Annotated in this window: 22 protein-coding genes; 12 read left to right on the top strand and 10 right to left on the bottom strand. The window is 41.9% G+C overall.

From position 1 onward, the window contains the following. Positions 1–4: 4 nt before the first annotated feature. Complete coding sequence (locus HC643_RS27670) at positions 5–409, top strand: hypothetical protein (protein WP_237265954.1); 405 nt, start codon at positions 5–7, stop codon at positions 407–409. A gap of 8 nt (positions 410–417) precedes the next feature. Further along, complete coding sequence (locus tag HC643_RS27665; protein ID WP_038082995.1) at positions 418–1,011, top strand: hypothetical protein; 594 nt, start codon at positions 418–420, stop codon at positions 1,009–1,011. A 9-nt stretch (positions 1,012–1,020) separates the two neighbouring features. On the opposite strand, the gene HC643_RS27660 is transcribed toward HC643_RS27665, so the two are convergent. The 3 genes from HC643_RS27660 to tyrS all read right to left on the bottom strand — a co-directional run bounded on the left by HC643_RS27660 (position 1,021) and on the right by tyrS (position 3,768). Continuing rightward, the gene (locus HC643_RS27660; RefSeq protein WP_050046914.1) at positions 1,021–1,590 is read right to left on the bottom strand and encodes a hypothetical protein; all 570 of its coding nucleotides are present in this window, start codon (positions 1,588–1,590) and stop codon (positions 1,021–1,023) included. Positions 1,591–1,805: 215 nt separating this feature from the next. Beyond that, positions 1,806–2,525 carry an orotidine-5'-phosphate decarboxylase gene (gene pyrF / locus HC643_RS27655; RefSeq protein ID WP_038082994.1) on the bottom strand — a complete coding sequence of 240 codons (720 nt, stop codon included), beginning with the start codon at positions 2,523–2,525 and terminating at the stop codon, positions 1,806–1,808. 73 nt (positions 2,526–2,598) lie between these two features. Beyond that, a complete protein-coding gene (gene tyrS / locus HC643_RS27650) occupies positions 2,599–3,768 on the bottom strand; it encodes a tyrosine--tRNA ligase (protein ID WP_038082993.1) in 1,170 nt (389 codons plus the stop codon). A gap of 185 nt (positions 3,769–3,953) precedes the next feature. Here tyrS and HC643_RS27645 point away from each other — a divergent pair, with 185 nt between their 5' ends. Next, positions 3,954–5,876, top strand: coding sequence for a transglycosylase domain-containing protein (locus HC643_RS27645; RefSeq protein WP_038082992.1), 1,923 nt, complete (start codon positions 3,954–3,956; stop codon positions 5,874–5,876). Positions 5,877–5,935: 59 nt separating this feature from the next. On the opposite strand, the gene HC643_RS27640 is transcribed toward HC643_RS27645, so the two are convergent. Together HC643_RS27640 and HC643_RS27635 are read right to left on the bottom strand one after the other, a co-directional pair. Beyond that, positions 5,936–6,259, bottom strand: coding sequence for a DUF1825 family protein (locus HC643_RS27640; protein ID WP_038083007.1), 324 nt, complete (start codon positions 6,257–6,259; stop codon positions 5,936–5,938). Positions 6,260–6,758: 499 nt separating this feature from the next. Continuing rightward, positions 6,759–7,088: a hypothetical protein gene (locus HC643_RS27635; protein WP_237265953.1), complete on the bottom strand. Its 330-nt coding sequence runs from the start codon at positions 7,086–7,088 to the stop codon at positions 6,759–6,761. 282 nt (positions 7,089–7,370) lie between these two features. On the opposite strand from HC643_RS27635, the gene HC643_RS27630 reads away from it, so the two are divergent. Beyond that, positions 7,371–7,742: an NINE protein gene (locus HC643_RS27630; protein WP_038082991.1), complete on the top strand. Its 372-nt coding sequence runs from the start codon at positions 7,371–7,373 to the stop codon at positions 7,740–7,742. A 14-nt stretch (positions 7,743–7,756) separates the two neighbouring features. Beyond that, positions 7,757–8,293 (top strand): ComEA family DNA-binding protein, encoded by a 537-nt coding sequence (locus HC643_RS27625; RefSeq protein WP_038082990.1) that lies wholly within the window; start codon positions 7,757–7,759, stop codon positions 8,291–8,293. Between the two features lie 52 nt (positions 8,294–8,345). On the opposite strand, the gene lepB is transcribed toward HC643_RS27625, so the two are convergent. From lepB to HC643_RS27610, 3 genes are all read right to left on the bottom strand, one after another. Next, entirely contained in the window at positions 8,346–8,918 is a 573-nt protein-coding gene (gene lepB, locus HC643_RS27620) for a signal peptidase I (protein ID WP_038082989.1), read from the bottom strand. 370 nt (positions 8,919–9,288) lie between these two features. Next, the gene (locus tag HC643_RS27615) at positions 9,289–10,197 is read right to left on the bottom strand and encodes a hypothetical protein (RefSeq protein ID WP_050046799.1); all 909 of its coding nucleotides are present in this window, start codon (positions 10,195–10,197) and stop codon (positions 9,289–9,291) included. A gap of 48 nt (positions 10,198–10,245) precedes the next feature. Continuing rightward, positions 10,246–11,328, bottom strand: a complete 1,083-nt coding sequence (locus HC643_RS27610; protein ID WP_038082988.1) for a PstS family phosphate ABC transporter substrate-binding protein — start codon at positions 11,326–11,328, stop codon at positions 10,246–10,248. A gap of 752 nt (positions 11,329–12,080) precedes the next feature. Between HC643_RS27610 and HC643_RS27605 the strand changes: the two genes are divergently transcribed. Further along, complete coding sequence (locus HC643_RS27605) at positions 12,081–12,302, top strand: hypothetical protein (protein WP_038082987.1); 222 nt, start codon at positions 12,081–12,083, stop codon at positions 12,300–12,302. A gap of 81 nt (positions 12,303–12,383) precedes the next feature. Next, positions 12,384–12,557 carry a Sec-independent protein translocase subunit TatA/TatB gene (locus tag HC643_RS27600; protein WP_038082986.1) on the top strand — a complete coding sequence of 58 codons (174 nt, stop codon included), beginning with the start codon at positions 12,384–12,386 and terminating at the stop codon, positions 12,555–12,557. A gap of 65 nt (positions 12,558–12,622) precedes the next feature. Here the strand turns inward: HC643_RS27600 and cphA are convergent, their stop codons facing one another. Both cphA and HC643_RS27590 read right to left on the bottom strand, forming a co-directional pair. Beyond that, positions 12,623–15,328: a cyanophycin synthetase gene (gene cphA / locus HC643_RS27595; RefSeq protein ID WP_038082985.1), complete on the bottom strand. Its 2,706-nt coding sequence runs from the start codon at positions 15,326–15,328 to the stop codon at positions 12,623–12,625. Between the two features lie 173 nt (positions 15,329–15,501). Continuing rightward, a complete protein-coding gene (locus tag HC643_RS27590) occupies positions 15,502–16,365 on the bottom strand; it encodes a cyanophycinase (protein ID WP_038082984.1) in 864 nt (287 codons plus the stop codon). Between the two features lie 604 nt (positions 16,366–16,969). On the opposite strand from HC643_RS27590, the gene trmD reads away from it, so the two are divergent. From trmD to HC643_RS27565, 5 genes are all read left to right on the top strand, one after another. Further along, a complete protein-coding gene (trmD, locus tag HC643_RS27585; protein ID WP_038082983.1) occupies positions 16,970–17,695 on the top strand; it encodes a tRNA (guanosine(37)-N1)-methyltransferase TrmD in 726 nt (241 codons plus the stop codon). 88 nt (positions 17,696–17,783) lie between these two features. Continuing rightward, positions 17,784–18,263 carry a 2-C-methyl-D-erythritol 2,4-cyclodiphosphate synthase gene (ispF, locus tag HC643_RS27580; protein ID WP_038082982.1) on the top strand — a complete coding sequence of 160 codons (480 nt, stop codon included), beginning with the start codon at positions 17,784–17,786 and terminating at the stop codon, positions 18,261–18,263. Positions 18,264–18,503: 240 nt separating this feature from the next. Then, entirely contained in the window at positions 18,504–20,297 is a 1,794-nt protein-coding gene (locus HC643_RS27575) for an ABC transporter substrate-binding protein (RefSeq protein WP_038082981.1), read from the top strand. Positions 20,298–20,432: 135 nt separating this feature from the next. Next, a complete protein-coding gene (locus HC643_RS27570; protein ID WP_050046800.1) occupies positions 20,433–22,250 on the top strand; it encodes an ABC transporter substrate-binding protein in 1,818 nt (605 codons plus the stop codon). Between the two features lie 125 nt (positions 22,251–22,375). Continuing rightward, positions 22,376–24,199, top strand: coding sequence for an ABC transporter substrate-binding protein (locus HC643_RS27565; protein ID WP_038082980.1), 1,824 nt, complete (start codon positions 22,376–22,378; stop codon positions 24,197–24,199). Positions 24,200–24,413 lie beyond the last annotated feature (214 nt).

The raw sequence follows: 24,413 nt of genomic DNA, 5'->3' as shown, positions 1-24,413 counted from the left end.
TACCATGAAAACCTTCAATAGTGGCACTAAGAGCAAGAATATTATTGGGCAAAGGTACGAAGTTATATCAACTCCTACTCAAACTTCTCCAAAGTCAAATTTAGTACTTGATACCCCTACCCTGAAAATTCAAATTTCCATTGAATCCTCTTTTAGTGAGGATTGGTATAGTCAATTAAATCAGAACTCTATTCTTCTAATTAAGTGTTTAACAATACTTCAAACCCTTTTTGCGACTTGTCCCGAAGGATTACAAGAAGCATCCGAAGCACTTGAAACTATGTTGGAATACTATCAGCAAAACCAGGCTTATTTACAACAAACCACTTTGCCTAAAGAATTAGGAGTAGTGACGGGTAGTGTACTGCCAAGTGTTCTTAGACCGCCTTTAGTAATAGATTTTGAATAATTCTTACCATGCCTAAAAGTATGATTTACAGAGCCTCTAATGAAAAAGAGGCTTTTAGGCAAGGGGAGATTTTGACTGGAGTTATACAATTTAAACCAGTTCCAAATGAATTGTCCCCAACCCTTGAAAACACTAAGTTTAAACCTATAGTTCATCCTTACGGGATTATTGTTACTCAAGATTGTGACTTAGATTGGGATTACACTGCTAGGCAAAATCAGGATAAAACTTACAAGTTACTAAATTCTATACTTTTTTGTGAAGTATACACTGCTCAAGAAATTCGCTTTAACAAAACTCTTCAAATAAATTCATCTGAATGGAATTTTGTTAAATCTAATCGGAATCAACAGTATCATTTTTTTGAAAAAGTGCCTTCAGAATTTGAGTATATTCAAGAAGGTTTGCCAGAATTAACAGTTGATTTCAAAAAAGTTTTTGCTATAGACGCTGAATTTTTATATTACCAGATAAATAATAAGATAGCTAAACGGCGTACAGTACTTGAAAGCCCTTATTTAGAACACTTCTCCCATCGTTACCACGACTTTCATGGGCGCATAGCACTGCCTGCACAACATGAAAGTGAGAAAGGAGGATAGAGAGAGCTTTTAGGGTTTAGGTGGAGTTTGTAGCTGAGGTTTAGTTTCTAAATTTCTAGGACGCCCGCGCACGCTACCTGCTGTACAATCGCGCAACCAATTGCTAATCCCTTGAGCAATAACACCGTTACTGCTATCCCTTGGTGGTGTGGGTGGCTGATTTTTTGGATAAGAACCAATTTGAGAAAACATCATCACAAACAGCCAGCTGTTTTCTGCTTTTGTTAAAAACAGCCAGTGGAATTCCTGCAATTGAATTTCTTTTCCATTTACGTACTGTCGCTCTAAAGTTGTAAAAAAAACTTGCTCTACTCCCTCTGACTTAGTTTTCAGTGAATCTCTCGTATATTCATTGGGGTTAAGAGGTAGCGGTTCAAACTCAGGTCTTCCTGCAAGAACGATATAACTGAAAACCTCATTTTTCCTACTAAGACGGCGCGAACGTTGAGAAACGCGATTGGCATAACTAGGTAAATCGCGCAACATTTCTGTAGTTAATATTTCCAAATTTTGATTTGAGCAAAAGTCCTTTTTTGCTTCTACAACTCTTTTCCTCGTTCCGATCTCGCTCTGAGTCATCTGTTTCGCCCTCGTTCCCAGGCTCTGCATGGGAATGCCTGTGGTTGGGCTCTGCCTCATATTCCCCAATATTATTTCTTTATGTTTCACGCGATCGCTAGGGGCTTGACCTCTGGGAATGCGTTCCGAAGCTGAGCATGGAAACGAGAGCGATACCAGCCAGAAGCTACAGCAAAGAAGCCAAAAGCCATAATTTTTCAATTTGACTTCTAACTTCATGAGATTGCTGCCAACTCCTCACAAATTTTTTTCCAAGCCAATTCCGGATTGTCAGATTCAGTAATGGGACGCCCAATCACGAGATAATCGGCTCCTGCTGCGATCGCTTGTGCTGGAGTCAGCGATCGCGCTTGATCTTTTGCAGCTGCCCAAGTTGGACGGACTCCCGGACAAACGAGCAAAAAATCTTTTTCACAAGTTTGTCGCAGCTGTGCAACTTCTTGAGGCGAACAGACAACTCCATCTAAGCCTGTCTCTTGAGCCATCAGCAACATCTCAAGAACATACTCTGGTAATTCTAAGGGAATTTTTAAATCAAATGCTAACTGTCTGGAAGAAATACTTGTTAGTAGTGTAATGGCAATTAACTTCGGTGGTTTTACACCTGCTGACGATGCTCCCACCTGTACTGCTTCAGTTGCAGCTTTCAGAGCTTCCTTACCAGATGTTGCATGAATTGTCAGTAAATCCACCCCATAACGAGAAGCTGCACGGCATGCACCTGCAACAGTGTTCGGAATGTCATGAAATTTTAAATCTAAGAAAATACGCTTTTGCCGAGATTTGAGTAGTTCCAGAATTTTTGGTCCGGTGCTCGTAAACAACTCAAGACCGACTTTCCAAAAACTGACTTGCTCAAGTCTTTCAACAAGCTCTATTGCTGAGCGTTCATCTGGTACATCTAAAGCCACAATGACTCGATCTTCGGCATTCATGTTTCACGGGTAGTGGTTGGTGGGCGGTGGTTAGCGGTTAGTAGAAAAACAACTAACAACTAACCACTAACAATTAAGGTATCAATCGAACAAACTTATTTTTTCCAAGTTGTAAAACACGACCCTGTAATTCACTTTGGTTGGCGATAGTAGCATCGCCATCGGTTATGCGATCGCCATCCAACCGCACTCCGCCTTCCAAAATTTTCCGCTTACCTTCTCCAGTACTTTTGCACAAGCCACTAGCATTCAAGATAAAAGCCAGTTTTGCAGGAAACTGAACTTGTGCCAGGGAAAATTCTGGCATATCTCCAGCTTCAATATCCTTGAGGGCTTGCTCGCCGTGATATTGTTTTACAACTTCTCGTGCCAATAACTTTTGGCGATCGCGCGGACTTTCTGGCAGCTTGTCTACTGGTAAACTAGTCAGCAGTGTAAAATATTCTTCTAGTAGATGGTCGGGAACTTGTTGTAGTTTTTGATACTTTTGAGTTGGGTGTTCTAACAAACCCACATAATTCCCCAAAGACTTAGACATTTTCTGTACGCCATCTGTACCAATTAAAATAGGTAATAGTACCCCATATTGAGGTTTTTGACCAAAATGGCGTTGTAAATCTCGTCCTACAGCAATATTAAACTTTTGATCTGTCCCTCCCAATTCTACATCTGCCTCAAGAGCAACAGAATCATAGCCCTGCATTAGCGGGTAGAGGAACTCATGAAGAAAAATTGGATTCTCTTTTTTATAACGTTCGGCAAATCCTTCTTTTGCCAGCATCTGCCCCACGGTCATAGTAGAGAGTAACTCTAGAATCTTACCTAAATCCAGCTTTGAGAGCCATTCCGAGTTGTAACGTATTTCCAGTCTGCCTGGAGTATCAAAATCTAAAATGGGTCGTACTTGATCCAGGTAAGTCTGGGCATTGTTCTTCACATCTTCTTCTGTAAGCTGGCGGCGCATTTCAGATTTCCCCGTAGGATCGCCAATGCGAGCTGTAAAATCGCCTATAAGAAGGACAGCAGTATGACCCGCATCTTGAAACGCTCGCAGTTTTCGCATTGGTATGCTATGACCGAGATGAATCTCAGCACCGGTAGGATCGATTCCGTATTTGACCCTTAAAGGTCGCTCGGTTGTTGCCAATCGTTTTTCTAAACTTTCGATTTCAGTGGCAGAATCAGTAGGTTGAGGAAAAATTTCCGCAACACCACGATGTAGCCAAGAGAAATCTTGCATCATACTGGGGGATTGACTGTTAACTACGCTTTGCACTATCAAAGTAAGGTTGGTTGTGGTCACTAGCAATTTATATCTATCTTATTTTCTTGTGCCAAACTAACAAACTAATATAATTGCAAAAAATTAACTGCTTTGCTTAATCAAAGAAATTACACTTATATATAAAGTGAGGAAGTGAAATCGCCGTGTCGTCCAGAACTTTTGATAATAAACGCGCTCAACAACAAGGTTCTTCAGGCTTTGAGTTTCTTAAAGGAGTCGGTCAGGTAGCTGGCGGTACTCTACTATCCATCACTATGCTGACCAGTTCTATTGTGGCTGGAGGACTGGTTGGTTTAGCCGTTAGTTTCCGTAATTTGCCTGATGTCAGACAGTTACGTAACTTTTTCCCCTCGGAGACTACTTACATTTATGATATTAAAGGCAAACTTTTGGCCAGCATCCACGGGGAAGCCAACCGCGAAGTTGTGCCTTTAGATAGAATTTCTCCAGAACTCAAGAGAGCCGTTTTAGCGAGTGAAGATAGCGACTTCTACTATCACCACGGTATCAATCCTAAAGGCGTTGGGCGTGCTGTAGTAACCAACTGGAGTGCAGGTGGGGTACGTGAAGGTGGTTCGACCATTACCATGCAATTGGTCAAAAATCTGTTTTTGTCCCGCAAGCGAGCCTTTACCCGAAAAATAGCAGAAGGAGTTCTGGCAATTCGCTTGGAACAAATTCTTCCCAAAGACCAAATTTTGGAGATGTACCTCAATCAAGTCTACTGGGGACACAACAACTATGGGATACAAACAGCAGCCCGCAGTTATTTTAACAAGTCAGCCGAAAGTTTAAACTTGGCTGAGTCAGCCATGATCGCGGGGTTGATTCAAGCCCCAGAAGAGTACAGCCCCTTTGTAAGCATGAACAAAGCTAAATACCAGCAGAAGGAAGTTCTGGGGCGGATGCTTACTTTGGGCTGGATTACGCAGAAAGAGTACGACGATGCCCTAAAACAACCAATAAAACTGGGCAAAATCAGATCGTTCCAGGGTAGTGCTTTGCCATACGTCACCAACGCTGTGGCACAGGAAATAGCGAAGAAATTTGGTCGTGAAGCGCTTCTCAAAGGCGGTATGCGGATTCAAACCACCATTGATGCCGATTTTCAACGCATGGCAGAAGCAACCGTAAGACGCTGGCATGAAAGGTTATCGGGGCAAGGGTTATACAGAAACCAAATTGCTCTCGCTGCAGTTGACCCCCGGACTCATTTTGTGAAAGCTCTCGTAGGTGGTGTCGATTCAAAAACAAGCGAATTCAACCGAGCAACTCAAGCACTGAGGCAACCAGGCTCCTCTTTTAAGCCGTTTGTTTACTATACCGCTTTTGCAACTGGTAGGTACGGTCCAGACTCAACAGTCGTCGATTCTCCAGTCAGTTATCGAGATGGTAGCGGTTGGTATCATCCACGGAACTACGATGGTGGCTATGCTGGGGCAATGTCAATCCGTACCGCCCTCGCTATGTCTCGCAACATTCCTGTTATTAAGGTTGGTAAATCAATAGGGATGAATAGAGTTGTTGAAACTTGCCGCACCTTGGGCATTATGAGTCCGATGGAACCCGTGACTTCTTTACCTTTGGGTGCCATTGGGGTAACACCATTGGAAATGGCAAGCGCCTATGCGACTTTTGCTAATTACGGCTGGCAATCTCCCACAACAGTTATTGCCCGTGTTACAGATAGTAGTGGCAATGTAATACTAGATAACACACCCAAACCACAGCTTGTTTTAGACCCTTGGGCATCTGCAGCCATCGTTGATGTGATGCGAGGAGTAATCACTAACGGTACTGGTAAAAACGCTGCAATAGATCGTCCTGCTGCAGGAAAGACAGGAACAACATCCTCTGAAAAAGATATTTGGTTTGTCGGTACTGTACCTCAGTTAACAACTGCCGTTTGGGTAGGTAGAGACGACAACAGAACCCTAGCTCATGGCGCTACGGGTGGCGTTATGGTTGCTCCCATCTGGCGTGATTTTATGACAAAAGCCCTTAAAGGCGTACCTGTTGAGAACTTTAAGTCACCGTCTCAGTTCCGTCGCCCGAAAGTAAATTAGGGAAAGTATTAGTAGGAACGTGGTTAGTAGTTCGTAGAGTTGAACCACTAACCACGTTCCTAAGATTGCTTTTCCAATTCGGCTTTCATGCGTTGTAGCGTGAAGTTCATTTGATCGAACATTTGTTGCGGCGTAATGCCAAACTGACCTAATTGTGTCTTGAGTTGCTCTACAGTCATTTGTGCCATAAAATCTTCTGATAGCTCAAAGCGTTTCATAAAAACACAGTAGCGATCCATCATGGCTTCCATCTGTTCGATAAACAGTTTTTTGCCTTCACGGTCAAATTTGCCGTAGCTGCTACCCAATTTAATCAGTGCTTGATAATCTTCAAACAACTGCTTTGCTTCTTGCTGAACTATTTCCGAGTCAAAGAATCCCATCTTGCCCACACTCCACTGAGTAATGTCGCTCAGTAGCTTTTGTACTTGCGATCTTTAGTTTTATTCTAATCTAGAGATATCATCTGGAAAACAGCCTTCGGTTTGAGTACGGTTTTCTACCGCAATTTCAACACTTGACCCAAAAGTATGAAGAATAAGGGATAAAGGATAAAAAAATTTTCGTGTACTTCATATTTCATGCTTCATTCTTAAAGCATATTTAAAGGCAAGTTTTTGTTGTGGGTTAAGTTTTAATGCTTGATGTAAATAAACTTTTGCCCTTCATATTAGGTTTTGTTTCAAATGGACAAATCCCAGTAAAGCAAGATAATCGCTATTATTCGGCTTTAACTTGATGGCATCTCGCAATTATTGTACGGCTGATTTCCAGTTAGCTTGTCTAACATAGCTTATTCTACGTTGATAGTGCCGTTTGGCATAATTATTTACATCTGTTTTATCTTCATAGAAAGTCAATTCTGACTCAATATTCTGTTCTCTAACCAACTAAAGGATTTTCTTGAAACAGTAGATTGGATGAGGACGAGCAAAAATATACTAAATCAAGTTCTCTTAGCTGCTGAGTGATTTCATAAGAGACCACTAATGATTTATATTGAGTCTCTGCTAGAGAAGCGATCGCAGGCTCGTAAAAAATGTCTATTTCACTTGCAGGAATTTCTCTGAGTTCTAGCCTTTCAATCCAAAAAATCACCCTAACATAACCAATTTTTCTATCACGTAATGACTTAGACTCAGTCATCAACCCGTTATGACTAACACAATCTTTAAAGTCAGTGCAAGAAGTCTTAAAATTCAGTAGATTCAAGGGAATAATGGATGATAGGATATACAGAAATAAATTCACATTTTTGGAAGACGAGCAATGTTTACAGATTGTGTTTGTAGCAGCACAAACAGTCAGGCGAAAAATATGTAGCTAAGTAAGAATCAACAGAAGTATGTTAAAAAATATAAATATCTCAACACTCCTACCAAGAACCAACGACAAATAAAAAATAACCAAACGTAAAGTGGTACGAGCCCCAAATTCATTGATGCGTGAGGTTTTACTGGTCACTCATCACCAATCACTGTTAAGATAAAAACTATGTTTAATCAGCGCAAGAACAGAAGTATCGCCGCAATACTAGCTTTGTCTGGTACGTTGACAATATCAGGACTACACAAGTTTTATTTAGGTCAACCACTTTGGGGTGTGTTGTATGTACTGCTTTCTTGGACACCTATTCCCAAAGTTGCTTGTGCTATAGAAGGAGTTTGGTACTTAGCTCAAGATGAAGAAACTTTTGACCGCCATTTTAATATGGGTAAAACAGCTATCAAAAGTTCACAGTACGTCCCGGATCGCGTAGGAGCTATTGCAGACGCTTTGAGAGAGTTAGAAAGTTTGCGTCAGGAGGGACTAGTTTCTGAGTATGAATTTGAGCAAAAGCGCCGTCAGTTGCTCGACCAAATGTAAAACGAGAAAAAGCTATGAAAAATTGGCTATCTTGGAATCCGAGGCTGCAAAAACTCCGCACTCAATTGATTAACAACCCCTACCACCGACTGCAATCAGGAGAAGAAATTGCGATCGCAGTGGAATTGGGTATCCGTATAGACGTCAATCAAGCAACTGTCGATGATTGGCTGCGTTTACCGGGATTTTCCATTCATCAAGCAAGATCGCTTGTAGAACTCTCCCGTGGTGGAGTGAAATTTTATTGTGTTGAAGATATTGCAGCGGCTCTCAGTATATCCGTACAGAGACTTGAACCCCTCAGACCCCTTCTTAATTTTATTTATTATGACGAGGAAGCCTTAGCCCTTCCGAGCCACATTGTCAACCCAAATGTAGCAACGGTTGAAACACTGATACAAGTACCTTTTATTGATGTATCTCTCGCGCAAGCCATTGTAGAAAATCGCCTGTCAGCAGGTCTTTTCCGTAATTTAGCTGATTTTCAACAAAGGCTCAATCTACCGGGCTCGGCGATCGCCCAGTTGATGTATTATTTAAGGTTTAGTTAGTTGTGAGTCGTTTGTGGTTTAACAATCAACTAACCACAAATGACTCACGAATTTAAATAAACCCTATGCGGTCAAGAGGCCAAAAGCGAAACACGGCTCTACCTATAATATTCTTTCTAGGCAAAAAACCCCAATAACGGGAATCGTTACTATCATTACGATTATCTCCCATAACAAAAAATTCATCGGCTGGAACTTGTCGCTTTTCCATTGGTAAATTTGGCGGTTCTGCAATATAGTCCTCCTGTAGGGGTTTACCATCAAGATAAACTTTACCACTGGCGATGCTAACGCTCCGTCCTGGGGTACCAATTACGCGCTTAATGAAAGCTTGGTCTTTAGGATAACCCCGACGCTGTAATTCTTCTGGTGGCTGAAAAACTATGATATTGCCCAATTCAGGAGGGTGAAAAAGGTAGGAAATCTTTTCCACAACCAAGCGATCGCCTCTGTACAAGGTTGGTAACATGGAATCTGAAGGAATGTAGCGAGGTTCTGCAACAAAGGTGCGGATGAGAATTGCCAAACACAAAGCGATCGCAATGAGAGTTAGGTTTTCCTGTAAACCCCGCCATACTCGCGATGACGTTGGAGTTTCTTTTGCATTACTTTCCTGATGGGTCATAGAGTTGTATGAAAAATCTAAACAAATACCTTGACTATTGTGACTCTAAAAGCAGCCTTAGAAGCAAGTGGAGTTTTGCCTATAGACGTTGTTCTGGCGGAAAGTTACCCATAGAGTGTTCGGGAAGGTCTTAAAATGCGATTGCTAGGAAGTCTTTAAGGTATCAATCATAACAAAAATTTTTTCTTTAAAAATTTTAAAAAAAGTTATTGCGCTCGCATCAAATATAAAACAAAGATCTAAACTATTTATATTATTTTGCTTCCTCCTCCTAAACAAGAAAGCTAGTTACCGACTGCTATTGCCATGCAATCAGTCGGTTTTTTTTATAAATTTCGATTAATTAAATTTTAAGAAGTGTATATAGCTGCTAGCTGCGGAAAGTCAAATTGTTAGAAGGTATGACAGACGGGGTAGGAGAAGGATTGTGCTGGATTGGAATTAATCTTAACGTATAAAAAAAGACAAAAAATAAAATTATGACTATGATGCTAGTAAACATACCAAAACTGATCCCAAGTAGCAAAAGAAAATTGCGATCGGGTAGCAAAGCACGAGCATTAGTCGTTTTGTCTTTAGCAAGCCATTCTTCATGTGGAATTGGCAACAACAGTTCTAGTTCCCGGTCTGTTTCTGGAACTGGAAGAACATGTGGTAAAGTACTATCTTCAGTCGTTCGATCTTCCACAACCAAATCCTCAAGGAGGACTGGCTGTAACAGTTCAGTTTCCTTTTCAATTTCTTGAAATAGGATGAATAAATCCGTTAATTGTCCTTGCTTAAAGTTTCTATAAATTTGCTGGCGAACTTCCCAAGGAATCGCGACTCCTGGCTTTACTTCTTGGTAACTACTTAAGTCTTCTAAAATTAGAGGTTCTAAAGAAGTTGAAAAAGTGTGCCGTTCTACAAGTGATACAGGTCCCTTTTGCAAGCAAGCGCAAATTTTTTCGATGCTCAGAGCATGCAGTGATTCTGCTAGATAGTAGCAAATGAAATATGGTATGTAGTGCTCGCTTGTACTATCCCACTCGTTGTAGTACAGCCAACCAAACAGCCAATGTTCTGGAGCAACTTGAAGAAGATAAGCCGCCCTATAACCAACAGTTTTTAGCTCGCGGGCATTCCAATATTGATAAACTATCCTTCTGAGGAAAGTTTGTTGAATTTGTAGGGGAACACGATCGCTCGCAAGGAGCTCGTAACCCACATCCATAAAGCTAGTGTATACTAGCAGGTCGAGAGACAAATTCATGCTAGGTAGCATTTGTTCTGCGTGCATACTGCTCGCATCCTAAGTGTATTATTGTAGCTTCATTGATATACAAACCTAGGGCATTCTGATAAACCCCGCCTGCTCAATTGCGTTTTGTCCTTGGTCGGTTAATAAGAGTTTGGTATAAGCTTCTGCAACTTGCTGTTGTTGACTGTTGTTTTGCTTGACAATAACAAATAAACCAGCCGTCAGAGGATAGCTACCATTCTTGAATGCTTCGGTGTTGATTTGGTTGCGTTGGCGCGGACACTGTTCGGGTAGCACTCTTGGTTCGCGGTATGGTGAAATGAGTTTTGTAGGAGTCTGCCCCCCCAGTGGCAAAGGCTTGACACTGCATTGAGGTACAACTGCACGAGCAGAAGCATAATACACGCCGCCAGGAGTTTTGTTGACTTGACGCAGTGCGTCAGTTGTGGAGGAAACATATCTCACGCCAGAGGCAAGTCCTTGCTTGTTGGATTTGCTGTTAGCAGAAAATATGACTGTATCCGTGTCTGATTCCGGTTGGGCAAAAGGTGTGATGGTTAAGTCAGGTCCCCCTACCTGTTTCCAATTATTAAGTTGACCCAGATAAATTTGGCGTAATTGATTAACTGTTAAACCTCGCACTTGAAGTGAAGGATTGACAACCACTGCTATCCCATCCATACCTACTTGATGTTGTTTAAGCATGAAACCACGCTGTTTAGCGGTGTTTTTTTCTTCTGTTGTTAGGGGACGGGAGGACTGAGCGAAGTCTAATTGCCCGTCAAGTAACATCCGAATGCCCGTACTCGAACTGGGTTTACCATCAGTAGGATCTGTGTAGTGCAATTGTAGTTCCAAGCGAGTGTTTTGGATCTGAGAATCTACTAATTGTCGGATAGAAGCCCAAGTTGTACTGCCACCGTATTTAAAAGAACCAATGGGAACATCAGAAACTGTCTGAAAGGTTAATTGACTCGCAGAGTTAGTTTTTATGCTTTGATTGGTAAAAGAACTCGAACTGCTGCCAACCCATAACAAGCGCGGCCAAAGCAGCCACCAGAACAGTCCGCCAATAACGACTATTGTCATAATTTTCCCAACAATCAACCCTTTTAAAAGAAGTGCAACTTCTGGGGTAACTGTAAACTTTCTGCGATTTGTATTGTCCATATTGTGTTGAAGGATTAAGTCAAAGTATCAAATAGATTCAAAGACAAAAATTAATAGGAACCCTATTTTTTTCTACAAAAATCCATTCAGGTAATGTCAGTGTCCTGAACGAAGGAATGAAAAGTTCTCTTTCATTCTTTATTCTGCATAGTTTTGCATTTCAGATGAAAAAGGTTAAGGAATAAGTTTTTTCAAGAAACATTTTTACTTTCCTTATACTCTAAAATGAACGATTTTTATGAGGTGATTAATGCTTGCTTTACAGATATAGATAGTCTGACAAAAATGGAAGAAAACCATTCACAATTTACTCCAAGCAATAAAGGAAATTGTTGGTTAAAAAGAAAATCATTCTTGCAATTGTCTGGATTTTAGGGCTGATACGAGATATTTCATGAACCATTGCTAAGAGAAAAACCTAAATTTAAAAAGTAGTTTTAGTAGGAAAAGCAATTTTTGGTCACTTGATTCATGAGATGTTAATCTTTATGCAGCACAACTTTGTTGGTGCAGCTTTTAAAGTTGCATCGATCGTCTAGAGTAAACGCACTCTTATTGAAGACATGGATTGGGTAGATGCTTTTAGGAAGTGTTTTGTTATCCAGACACTTTTGGGTCCTATAAGTCTATAAGAATATCACATTTTACTTATAAGAAAATATGAATATAAAATTTTTTCTGGTAACTTAACAACTCGATCTATACAGTTAATACCACTTTTTTAAATTGACAATGACTACACACTATGAGGAATGGATCGCGTAAGCATTTTTCTTAATAATTATAGCCGCCTGACTATCGAACTCGTTGGTGAAAAAGGCACTGCTATTATTCAACAGTTTTGCTATACTCTCGGATGTTCTGCACCAGATCCATATGGCATAAAACAGCCTTTAGTTAGGGTTTATTTACCTTCTGGTATAAAAAATCTTGAATATTTTGAGATTTGTTCTTTAAAAAACGACAAAAAATAAATTCTTTCTTCTGATGAGGGCTTGTTTCTGACAGCCCCTCATTATACCTATAATGAGGAAGGGTTGTGACAGGAGAAGCATATGTTTGGATTGGGATGGCCAGAAATCGCAATTATTGGTCTGGTTGCTATTGTCATTTTCGGACCGAAAAAAATTCCAGAGCTGGGTAGCGCACTGGGAAAAACTCTTCGAGGTTTTAAGGAAGAACTGAACAAGCCGAGTGAAGATAGCGATCGCGAACAAGAAAAACAGTAGTTAATTGTCATTGGTCATTTGTCATTTGCGAGCAAGAACAACAACAAATGACAAAGGACAAATGACTACAAACGCGTGTTGACCACTGAAGATGGTACACCCACTTGGGAGTCTACAGTGGAGGAACTGGTATTTTGTTGGGCTAACTCCTCTTTGACAACTCCACGTGCTCTAATTAACCGGATAGCACGACTGACGCTTTCCGGTAAGATAACGACTAAACTGTTGTCGGGAGCTGTTTCCAAAGCTTTGTTAATCGCTTCAGTTTCGCTCAGAATCACTTCGTATTTACAATCGGGGTTAAATTCTTTAATGCCTCGAACGATCAACTCAGCCGCCGAACCCCGTTGGCGTCCCCTCGTATCATCGTCTTCTTTGACAATCATGTAGTCGAAGATTTCTGCAGCGAGTTTGCCCAAGGTTACAAAGTCTTCATCGCGTCGATCTCCCGGTCCCCCAACAACTCCAATGCGATCGCCTGAAGTCCAGTTACGAACAAAAGCACCTAACGCTTGGTAAGAAGCAGGGTTGTGGGCATAATCAACCAAAGCATGGAAATTGCCCAAATTGAATAAATTCATCCGTCCCGGTGTCTGACTAACCGAAGCACGGAAAGAATTCAAGCCCGCACGAATTTGTTCTATAGAAACATTTTGCACAAATGCTGCTAGAGTAGCTGCCAGAGCATTGGCTATCATAAACGGAGCACGTCCGCCCATAGTGAGGGGTATATTTTCGGCCCGTTCAATTCGGTGCGTCCAATCACCTTTCAAAATAGAGATATAACCATTTTCGTAAACGGCAGCAACGCCTCCCTTCTGAATGTGCTTCTTAACCAACTCCGAATCCGGGTTCATGGTAAAGAAGGCAACATTGGCTTTTGTTCTCTCTGCCATTTCAGCGACTCGTGGGTCGTCAGCATTGAGTACGCTGTAACCGTCGGGGTATACTGCTTCGGCAACTATACTCTTAAGATGTGCTAGCTGGTCTAGTGTATCTATGTCACCGATTCCCAAGTGATCCGCAGCAACGTTTAATACAATTCCCACATTAGCAGCTTCAAAAGCGATCCCAGATCTCAGAATACCGCCACGTGCTGTTTCTAGCACTGCCACTTCCACAGTGGGATCGCTAAGAATCAGTTGGGCGCTTTGAGGTCCGGTGTTGTCACCTGCTTCTACTAAGTAATCCCCGATATAAGTTCCATCTGTAGTTGTATAACCAATGACTTTACCAGTTTGTTTAAAAATATGTGCTAACAAACGGGTGGTTGTGGTTTTGCCATTGGTACCCGTTACTGACAGAATAGGGATGCGGCTTGATTTGTCGTTCGGGAACAGCATATCCATGACTGCTCCTGCGACATTGCGGGGTATACCTTGACTCGGAGCAACGTGCATCCGGAAACCGGGTGCGGCGTTAACTTCCACAATCACGCCATCGACTTCTCGCAAGGGACGGCTAATATCTTGTGTAACAATATCAATTCCCGCAACATCTAAACCGATGATTTTCACGACCCTCTGTGCCAGCCAGACGTTTTCTGGATGGATTTCGTCGGTACGGTCTACAGCGATTCCCCCTGTACTTAAGTTTGCTGTCGCTTTTAAGTAGCACATTGTACTTTTAGGCAGGACAGTATTTAGGTTATAACCTTGTTTTTCCAGTAACTGGTAGCTAGTGCGGTCGAGTTCAATTTTGGTGAGGACATTATCATGCCCGTCACCCCGATTTGGGTCTTTGTTGGTTTCCTCAATCAATTCAAAAATAGTGGCTCTGCCATCACCAACTACGTGAGCGGGAACGCGCTCTGCAACTGCGACGACTTTGCCATTGACCACCAAAACGCGATGATCCCGTCCAACGTAATATCGTTCGACGATGATCGAGCGGGAAATTTGTCTGGCAGAATCATATGCTGCTTCTGCTTCTTCCCAGGAAGTAATGTTAATGCTGATACCGCGTCCGTGATTGCCATCTAAAGGTTTGATGACAATGGGATAGCCGCCAACGTATTGTATGGCTTCTTCGAGATCGTCTAAGAAGTTAATGACAGTACCGCGAGGAACGGGAATTCCTGAATTCCCGAGAATGCGTTTGGTTGCTTCTTTGTCGCAAGCAAGTTCTACGCCCAGTATGCCAGTGTTATCTGTCATTGTTGCCTGCATCCGCTTTTGATTGACGCCGTAGCCCAGCTGGATCAAAAAGCGTGCGCCGAGTTGCATCCAAGGAATACCCCTTTTTTCGGCTTCTGCAATCAGTGCTTCTGTAGAGGGTCCTAGTGCTGCATCACGCCACAAGTCTTTCAGGTCTTGTATGTCTTGCTCTAGTTCAGCTTTTGGATAACGTCCCCTATCGACAATGCTTTGGCACAACCGTACAGCTGCCCTGCCAGCATAGCGTCCTGCTTCCTCATTTAGATACTCGAACACCACCTGGTAAACTCCGGGTGCGGACGTCGTTTCACGAGTGCGCCCAAAGCCCGTGTTCATTCCAGCCAAATCTTGCAGTTCTAGGGCTACGTGTTCCACAACATGACCCATCATGGTGCCTTCTCGCACGCGCATTAAGAAACCACCACGACAGCCCGGAGAACAAAAGTGACCTTCCAGACTTGGCAAAGCCTCAACTAATCCTTCATAAAAGCCAGGAATTTCGTTTGTAGGCGTCTCGGCAAGGTTTTCTAAATCGAGGCGCATGACAATTAACTTGTGGCGTCGAATGCTCCAATAGTTGGGGCCGCGTAAGGTCTGGATCTTGAGGATTCTCATGGGAAATAGGTAGATGGAGATTCGGAACCAAAATTCTAGTTTCTTACTGGAATTGACCGCTTAACTGTTCATGGTAAACAGTTTTTTCTACTTACATCGTATTATCTTCGATTTTTTAGTCAAAATTTGGCAAGGAGCGGTCAACCCAGTGTAACCCCAGCTACTGTTTTCCGTCAGCTGGAGATGCGGTAAACCGCAGGTAAAACGGTACGCTGGTAAAGGTGATAGCGATCGCCATGACTGAGAAGGTGCAGCCGAAGGTTATGTAAGTTCAGGGGATCGGTTGCCCCAACATGGGGTTCGTTTGTGTGAGTCACTTCTGTTGGGTCAACAACTGTCACACTTCCTTTACCCAGAACCTGCAGCCAACCATCTCGCTCAAACATGGCACAAGTGTCTTCATCGATACCAATGCCCAGGCGATCGGGATGGGAAGCGATAGCGCTCATTAGGCGTACCATACGATTTCGATTGTGGAAGTGCTGATCCACAATCACTTCTGGGATAAAACCCAAGCCAGTGGCCATGTCAACAAGAGAACGATTTGGGGATTCGCCGCTACCACCTCCTGCTATCATATGATGACCCATTACAGCTGCCCCTGCACTAGTTCCTGCTAAGGTAAGCTGTCCGGATCTGACCCGTTGCCGGATAATATCCATCGCTGGAGTATCAGCCAACACACCACAGAGACGCAATTGGTCTCCTCCTGTCAGAAATACCCCGGAACAGGCTTCTAAGGATGCTTGGATGTAAGGGTCTTCACACTGTTCCCTTTCCCGAATGTCTAAAATTTCGACCTTCTGAGCACCCATTTCTTCAAAAATACGGATATACCTGCCACCAATAATGCTCGGCTCGCGAGAAGCCGAGGGAATAATTGTAATATAGGCGTTACTGGCACCAGAACGACTGACAAAAGTCCGCAAAATTTCACGTCCATGAACTTTGTCTTCTGCGCCTCCGATGACCAGAACGGCGGTTTTTGTTGCTTGGGGTGTCCTCATTTCCAGCGATTTAGCTTTAAGTTGCGGCATTGTGTTTCTCCTGTCAACAACTTCAGGTGAATTAAACAAGGTCGTTCGCCTTTATGATTTTGCGCCTCGCCTCCTAAAGAGGACAGTGCTTTATGCACAACATGACTCAGTTTTATAGTGTCTTTGCCGTTCCGAAGAACTCAGCACCTGATTTTTCACCTGATGAGTGTTGGCGTATGAAAGTGAGAGAGTGTAGGGGATAATAAGTGATTTAAGAACCACCTGTACCCTAGAAGCTTGGATTTGAAGCCATTGAATTTGTTCATGGAGAAAAACCGCTTGCCTTACCCTCACATTCCTATTCCAACACCCTTCCGCACCCCGAATAAAGGGGGAAAAGTAGGTCATGAGACACTTTTTTCTGAGACTGGCTTGATGCATCCTGGAAGTTGTCAACTCGGTTAGTTAAATAATTTCAATGTAGATGTGACAATATTTAAACATAAATTAAGTAGTTAGAAAAACTTGTATTGCCACGGAAACTGTTAGTTTTCCAGTACTTTTAGATACTCTTGATGTTGCTTGTGTGTGTAATACAAAACATCAACTTCTATGTAGTACATATATCCCAACTTTAGAATAGTGTCCTCCAATACGAAATACTGTGCGCTTTGATATAGTTACGCTATTTCCTGACTGTTTCACTTCTGTTCTCACTTCCGGGTTAATAGGTAAAGCCCTCGCAAAACAGATTGCCCAAGTCAATCTCGTTAATCCAAGAGACTTTACTAACGATAAACACCGGAAAGTAGATGATGAACCCTACGGGGGCGGTGTAGGAATGCTGATGAAGCCAGAACCTATCTTTACCGCTGTAGAATCTCTACCGACTTTACCCAGAAGAGAAGTTATCTTGATGAGTCCTCAAGGTCAAACCATAGATCAACCCCTGTTGCGAGAACTCGCAACAAACTACAACCAGCTGGTCATCATCTGCGGGCATTATGAAGGAGTTGATGAGCGAGTACTGCATCTGGTTGACCGTGAAGTGTCCTTAGGCGATTTTATTCTCACAGGGGGTGAATTGCCAGCAATGGTTTTAATTAACGGTGTCATACGTCTAATACCCGGAACCGTTGGCAAAGTAGAATCTTTGAAAGTAGAAAGTTTTGAAGAGGGTTTGTTGGACTATCCCCAGTATACTCGCCCCGCCTCTTTTCGCGGATGGAAAGTCCCTGAAGTCCTTCTTTCAGGCAATCACGCTGCCATTGCCAAGTGGCGCTACGAACAACAAATTTCTAGAACCCGTCAGCGCCGTCCCGATTTGCTCAAAAATTGGGAACAGATGAGAGCAAGGGACAAGGGAGACAAGGGAGACAAGGGAGAATAACTCTTGCTCAATCCTCATGGGCTTATCTCAACTTCGTGGGGAACCTACCTTCCCCAATTCCTAATTGACAAACAACAAATAATAAATTATGAATATTCGCGTTGGTAATGGATACGACATTCACCGCTTAGTGAGCGATCGCCCTTTGATTTTGGGCGGAGTTAATATTCCCCATTCCCTAGGTTTGTTAGGACACAGTGATGCGGATGTTCTCACACACGCGATTATGGACGCCATGCTAGGGGCGCTTTCTTTGGGGGATATCGGACATTATTTTCCACCCACCGATCCCCAATGGGCGGGTGCAGATAGTTTGGTGCTGTTGAGTCAAGTGCATCAACTGATTTGCGATCGCGGTTGGGAAGTCAGCAATATTGATTCAGTCGTCGTAGCAGAACGCCCGAAATTAAAACCACACATTGAAACAATGCGCTCAAAAATAGCCAGTGTTTTGCAAATCGAACCGGATCGAGTCGGCGTAAAAGCAACAACTAATGAAAAATTAGGTCCGGTAGGCAGAGAAGAAGGGATTTGTGCTTACGCTGTCGTTTTACTTACACGGGGTTAGAGATCGGGGTTTCCTTGTTCCCAGGCTCCGCCTGGGAATAAATTATTAGAGGCTCTGCCTCCCGTCTTAATAAATTGTAATAAAAGAGTACGTTACACTGGAAAGACCCATAATACTATTTTAAAATACCAATTGATTGGGATACAAATTAACGAGTAGTAGCAGGAAAAAAGCTATAAGAATTATAAATAATTTATGTATTGGTTGGCAAATCAGTCTAGTTAGAAAAGATATTTTAAAATGACATCTAATATTTTGAGAAAATTATTTCGACGCAGTTGGCTGTTAGCAGTTTTAGGAATTTGGATTATTCTATCTCTAAACGGATGCAATCCCAGCCAGTATAAAACGCAAGCTGCTCAAGTCGAACAACTAGTAATTGCAGCCGCCAGCGATCCTAAAACTTTTAACTATGCTCTTATTCAAGAATCACCCAATATTTCTGCTTTTACTTATGAATCATTAGCGACAGAAAATGGAGTGACAAAAGAAGTAGAGCCAGCCCTGGCAAAATCTTGGAATATTTCGGAAGATAAATTGCGGATTACCTTTACTTTAAGGGATGGATTGAAATGGTCCGATGGGGAACCATTAACAGTGGATGATGTTATTTTCTCCTTTAATCAAATTTATCTCAACCCACGCATTCCCTCCTATTATCAAGACGGTCTTCGCATAGGAAAAAGCAGGAAATTTCTGAAAGTCCGCAAACTTGACAGCAACCAGGTAGAATTTACTTTGCCAGAACCTTTTTCCCCTTTTTTACGAACTGTTGCAGCAGGAACGGCAATTTTACCAGAACACGTTTTGCGTAAAGCTGTGGAAACACAACGAGGTGACGGACAACCAGAGTTTCTTTCTACCTGGGGAACAGACACAGACCCTAAAAAAATTATTGTTAACGGTCCTTACACAATAGAAAGCTACTCACCCAGCCAGCGTGTGGTATTCCGACGCAATCCTTACTACTGGCGTAAGGACGCACAAGGAAAGCAGCAACCTTATATTGAACGTATTGTCTGGCAAATTGTGGAAAATGCTGACACAGCTTTAATGCAATTTCGCTCTGGAGGGTTGGATTTACTCGAAATTGGTCCCGGTAGTTTTCAACTGTTAAAGCGTGAAGAAAAACGCGGGAAATTTAATATTGATAATGCGGGACCTGATTCTGGTACGAGTTTTATGGTTTTTAACCTTAATAAAGGTCGTCGTAATGGAAAACCTTTAGTAGATCCCATCAAGTCGCGCTGGTTTAACAATGTTGCTTTCAGACAAGCAGTTGCGTATGCTATCGATCGCCAAACCATGATCAACAACATCCTGCGTGGATTGGGCGAAACGCAAAACTCCCCAATTTCAGTCCCCAGCCCCTACTTCTTTTCTACCAAGGAAGGCTTAAAATCTTACGATTATAATCCAGAAAAAGCCAAGCAACTTTTACTAGGAGCAGGATTTAAATACGATAGCAAAGGTCAATTACTAGATTCTGATGGCAATCGAGTCCGCTTTTCCATGCTGGTATCATCTGGTGGTAGACCGACAGTTACACCGAGAATTCAACAGGATTTAAAAAAGATTGGAATTACGATGGATTTACAGTTCCTAGATTTTGGTGTTATTGGAGAAAAAATTTCCAATACTTTAGATTGGGACAGTTGGTATGGAGCAATCACCGGTGGTGTTGAACCAGCCAACGGTTACAATATCTGGGCTGTAGATGGAAACTTTCACGTTTTTAATCAGAAACCGCAAAGTAAAAAAGATCGTATAGAAGGATGGGAAACTTCTGATTGGGAGAAAAAAATTGACGATCTTTACATCGAAGCTGCTAGAGAGTTTGACGAAGCAAAACGCAAAGCAATTTATGTAGAAACGCAACGTCTTGCTCAAGAATATTTACCTTTTATTTACTTGTTTAATCCCCTGGCTTTAGCAGCAGTGCGTGATAACTTAGAAAATGTGAAATACACTTCTATTTTTCCTGCACCTGGTAACTATGTTTGGAATATATACGAAATGAAAGTTAGGGATTAGGGGTTGTTAATTGTGATTTTCCTATGGGACGGGTGAAGACGCCCGTCGTCCTATACAAAAACCCATTCCTATTTTTCACTAGACACTTTAGCAAGATGAATTCTAGAATAAAGCCCATCGCAAAGTTCTAGAAAAATGAAAGCACATTTTTTTCCAAAAAAATTACCACAAATTTTCCCAAGAGGTTGGATTGTAGCTTTACTAGGTTTTTGGATAGCTCTATCTTTGAACGGCTGCAATCCCGGTCAATTTAAAACCTCAGCAGCTCAAGTATCCCAACTAGTTATTAGCGCCGGGGGTAATCCGCAAACTTTTAACGCAGCTTTGAGCCAATCAACTCCCAATATCTTTCGTTTTACTTATGAACCATTAGCAGCTCTCAATGGCATTACTAAGAAAATTGAACCTGCGATCGCGGAGTCATGGGAAATTTCTCAGGATAAGCTGCGATATACCTTTACCTTGCGTGAGGGATTAAAGTGGTCAGATGGAGAACCCCTCACAGCGGACGATGTTGTTTTTTCCTTTAACAACATCTATCTAAATAAAGAAATTCCTACCTACGCTCAAGATAACCTCCGCATTGGTGTTAGCAAAGCTTTTCCTAAAGTCCGCAAAATTGACAGTCGGCGAGTGGAATTTATTATGCCAGAACCCTATGCACCCTTTTTGGCATTAATTGCAGCAGAAATGGAGATTTTACCAGAACACGCCTTACGCAAAGCAGTGGAAACCAAGCGCTCCGATGGCAGACCGGAATTTTTCTCTACTTGGGGAATAGATACAGACCCCAAGAAAATTATTGTGAATGGACCTTATACTCTAGAAACTTATTTACCCAGTCAAAGAATGATATTTCGGCGCAACCCTTACTACTGGCGAAAGGATGCACAAGGGAAGCCGCAGCCATATATCGAGCGTATTGTTTGGCAAATTGTAGAAAATGCTGATACGGCTTTGATGCAGTTTCGCTCTGGAGGATTGGATGTACTGGAAATTGGTCCGGGAACTTTCCAATTGCTGAAGCGAGAAGAAAAACGAGGTGATTTTAGCATTCAAAATGCAGGACCCGACACCGGTACAAGTTTACTTGCTTTTAACCTTAACAAAGGTCGTCGCAACGGAAAACCTCTTGTCGATCCGGTTAAGTCCCGTTGGTTTAATACTGTTGCTTTCAGACAAGCTGTTGCTTACGCTCTCGATCGCCAAACAATAATCAACAACAACTTGCGGGGATTGGGCGAACCCCAAGACTCGCCATTTTTTGCCCCGAGCCCCTACTACTTGTCTGCCAAACAAGGTCTTAAAGCCTATAACTATAATGTAGACAAAGCCAAAGAAGTTTTACTAGGTGCGGGATTTAAATACGATAACAAAGGTCAGTTACTCGATTCGGATGGAAATCGAGTGCGCTTTACAATGTTAGCGCCTGCTAGTAACCGACCCTCAGTTCCTCCCAAAATCAAGCAAGATTTGAGCAAGATAGGAATGACAGTAGATCTACAATACGTTGATTTCAGCGTTTTGGGAGACAAAATCACCAACACTCTTGATTGGGAAACTTATTTGGGAGGTATGAGTGGAAACATTGAGCCACATGATGGTTATAACGTATGGACTGTAGAGGGTAGTTTCCACGTTTTCAATCAAAAACCTGCAAAAGGACAGCCCCCTCTAGAGGGTTGGGAAGCCTCTGATTGGGAGAAAAAAATTGAAGCACTCTTCATTGCAGGAGCAAGAGAGTTTGATGAAACAAAGCGCAAAGCGATTTATGACGAGGTACAGCGTCTCGCGCAAGAATATGTACCGATCGTTCACTTATGGAATTCCTTGGCTTTAGTGGCTGTACGCAATACCGTTCAAGGTGTTAAGTACTCTGCTGCTTTTCCTTCCCCTAGAGGTTACATCTGGAATCTTTACGAGATGAAAGTCGCTGAAGGGAATAGGGGTTAGGGAGTGGGGACAAGAGGGACAAGGGAGACAAGGGGGACAAGGGAGAATCATCAATTCCCATTCCCTATTCTCCATTCCCCATTCCCTTAGGCTGTATCATGCGAAAAGATTAAAATTTTCCTCCCATGATGTTTTTTCTCTTCCCCCGTCATCGCCGTTGGCTTTCTGTTGTTCCAATATTAATTTTAGGGTTGGTTTGTCAGTTAATTTTTACAAGTTGCAATCCCACCAACCTAAAAACTGCAGCAGTACGAAATGTATCTCAATGGGTGACTAGTACTATTGGCGATCCTCAAACTTTTAATTACTCCTTTAATAATTCCTATCCTCATGTCTTTTTGTTTACGACTTTAGGGCTAACAACTCTTAATGGCGAGACTGGGGAAATAGAACCAGATTTAGCAGAATCTTGGGAAATTTCTGATGATAAAAAGCAAATAGTTTTTACCCTGCGTGAGGGTCTGAAATGGTCAGATGGCGAGCCCCTAACTGCAGATGATGTTCTCTTTACTTATCAAGATATAATTTTTAATCCTAAAATTCCTACAGATTGGAAAGATAGTTTGAAAATAGGTTCAAGCGGTATTTTTCCTAAAATAAGGAAAATGAGCGATCGCAAAGTTGAATTTACTCTTCCCGAGTCTTTCGCTCCTTTTCTGTATACTACCACGGGCGGCTCTACAAACTCAATTGGTATTATGCCAAAACATGCTTTAGCTGAATCCTTAAAAACTCTAGATGTTAATGGAAATCCACAATTTCTATCAATTTGGGGAACGGGTACAGACCCGAGTCAAATAATTGTGAGCGGTCCTTACAAAATAAAAAGCTATGTACCAAGCCAACGAGTTATCTTCGAGCGCAATCCTTATTACTGGCGTAAAGATACTCAAGGTAACCAACTACCTTATGTTGACCGGATTGTTTGGCAGATTATTGAATCTACAGATTCAATAATCCTTCAATTTCGTTCTGGAGGCTTAGATATAGTAGAAGTGTCCCCAGAAAATTTTTCTTTACTCAAGCGGGAAGAGAAACGAGGACAATTCACAATCTACAATGGGGGATCGAAATTATCTCAAAATTTTATATCCTTTAACCTCAATCGCGGTCAACGTAAAAACGGACAACCTGTCGTCGATCCGATTAAATCTCGTTGGTTTAATACTTTAGCGTTTAGACAAGCCATTGCCCGTGCTATCAACAGAGAAGCATTGCTCAATAATATTTTTCGAGGAATTGGTGTCGTACAAAATTCGCCGATAGAGGTACAAAGCCCTTACTATCTTCCTCCAGAAAAAGGCTTAAAAGTTTATGATTACAATCCCAAAAAAGCTCAAGACTTGCTATTAAAAGCGGGTTTTCGATATAACGCTAAAAACCAGTTATTAGATGCAGAAGGAAATCGGGTGCGTTTCTCATTAATAACAAATGCTGAAAATAAAACTCGCGTAGCAATGGGAGCGCAAATTAAATACGATTTGAGTCAAATTGGAATTCAAGTAGATTTTAACGCAATTTCTTTCAACACGCTTGTAGCGAAACTGTCCGATTCACTCGATTGGGAATGCTATCTACTGGGTTTTGTGAGTGGAGGATTTGAACCTAATGATGCGTCTAACGTTTGGTTAACTGACGGGGGGTTGCATACCTTCAATCAAAAACCACAAGCAGGAAAGGAACCTCTCATTGGTTGGAAAGTAGAAGATTGGGAAGCAGAAATCGGTCGATTGTATAAACAAGGAGCCCAAGAGTTAGATGAAGAAAAACGCAAAGAAATTTACTTTCAAACCCAACGTCTAACCCAAGAATATTTACCATTTATTTATCTAATCAATCCTTTGTCTTTGTCAGCAGTGCGAAACCGCATTCAAAACATTAAATACTCTGCAGTTGGTTCCCAAGCAGGAACAATGTGGAATAAATATGAACTTAAGGTAGAAAAATAGATATAGCAATATTACTTGAGAGCTAAACGAGGGAGACGAGAGAGAGGGGGGAGATGAGGGAGACAAGGAAGACAAGACAGAAGTGTTTGTAACTCCCATACGAATTGCTATAGAGGTTATTGTTTAGTGGTTAGTAGAATAATTAACCACTCACAACTAATAACTAACAACTAACAATTAATACCAATTCTATATGAAATTGTGCTTAAAATTT

Source organism: Tolypothrix bouteillei VB521301 (assembly GCF_000760695.4).
Classification (GTDB): Bacteria; Cyanobacteriota; Cyanobacteriia; order Cyanobacteriales; family Nostocaceae; genus Scytonema; species Scytonema bouteillei_A.
Note: the sequence above shows the minus strand (reverse complement) of the source record. Positions and strands in the feature narration are given on the sequence as shown.

Excerpts from the sequence above, each read along its gene's own strand:
- HC643_RS27670 (WP_237265954.1), top strand. The coding sequence starts at position 5 with ATGAAAACCTTCAATAGTGGCACTAAGAGCAAGAATATTATTGGGCAA.
- HC643_RS27665 (WP_038082995.1), top strand. The coding sequence starts at position 418 with ATGCCTAAAAGTATGATTTACAGAGCCTCTAATGAAAAAGAGGCTTTT.
- HC643_RS27660 (WP_050046914.1), bottom strand. The coding sequence starts at position 1,590 with ATGACTCAGAGCGAGATCGGAACGAGGAAAAGAGTTGTAGAAGCAAAA.
- pyrF (WP_038082994.1), bottom strand. The coding sequence starts at position 2,525 with ATGAATGCCGAAGATCGAGTCATTGTGGCTTTAGATGTACCAGATGAA.
- tyrS (WP_038082993.1), bottom strand. The coding sequence starts at position 3,768 with ATGATGCAAGATTTCTCTTGGCTACATCGTGGTGTTGCGGAAATTTTT.
- HC643_RS27640 (WP_038083007.1), bottom strand. The coding sequence starts at position 6,259 with ATGGGATTCTTTGACTCGGAAATAGTTCAGCAAGAAGCAAAGCAGTTG.
- HC643_RS27630 (WP_038082991.1), top strand. The coding sequence starts at position 7,371 with ATGTTTAATCAGCGCAAGAACAGAAGTATCGCCGCAATACTAGCTTTG.
- HC643_RS27625 (WP_038082990.1), top strand. The coding sequence starts at position 7,757 with ATGAAAAATTGGCTATCTTGGAATCCGAGGCTGCAAAAACTCCGCACT.
- lepB (WP_038082989.1), bottom strand. The coding sequence starts at position 8,918 with ATGACCCATCAGGAAAGTAATGCAAAAGAAACTCCAACGTCATCGCGA.
- HC643_RS27615 (WP_050046799.1), bottom strand. The coding sequence starts at position 10,197 with ATGCACGCAGAACAAATGCTACCTAGCATGAATTTGTCTCTCGACCTG.
- HC643_RS27610 (WP_038082988.1), bottom strand. The coding sequence starts at position 11,328 with ATGGACAATACAAATCGCAGAAAGTTTACAGTTACCCCAGAAGTTGCA.
- HC643_RS27605 (WP_038082987.1), top strand. The coding sequence starts at position 12,081 with ATGGATCGCGTAAGCATTTTTCTTAATAATTATAGCCGCCTGACTATC.
- HC643_RS27600 (WP_038082986.1), top strand. The coding sequence starts at position 12,384 with ATGTTTGGATTGGGATGGCCAGAAATCGCAATTATTGGTCTGGTTGCT.
- cphA (WP_038082985.1), bottom strand. The coding sequence starts at position 15,328 with ATGAGAATCCTCAAGATCCAGACCTTACGCGGCCCCAACTATTGGAGC.
- HC643_RS27590 (WP_038082984.1), bottom strand. The coding sequence starts at position 16,365 with ATGCCGCAACTTAAAGCTAAATCGCTGGAAATGAGGACACCCCAAGCA.
- ispF (WP_038082982.1), top strand. The coding sequence starts at position 17,784 with ATGAATATTCGCGTTGGTAATGGATACGACATTCACCGCTTAGTGAGC.
- HC643_RS27575 (WP_038082981.1), top strand. The coding sequence starts at position 18,504 with ATGACATCTAATATTTTGAGAAAATTATTTCGACGCAGTTGGCTGTTA.
- HC643_RS27570 (WP_050046800.1), top strand. The coding sequence starts at position 20,433 with ATGAAAGCACATTTTTTTCCAAAAAAATTACCACAAATTTTCCCAAGA.
- HC643_RS27565 (WP_038082980.1), top strand. The coding sequence starts at position 22,376 with ATGATGTTTTTTCTCTTCCCCCGTCATCGCCGTTGGCTTTCTGTTGTT.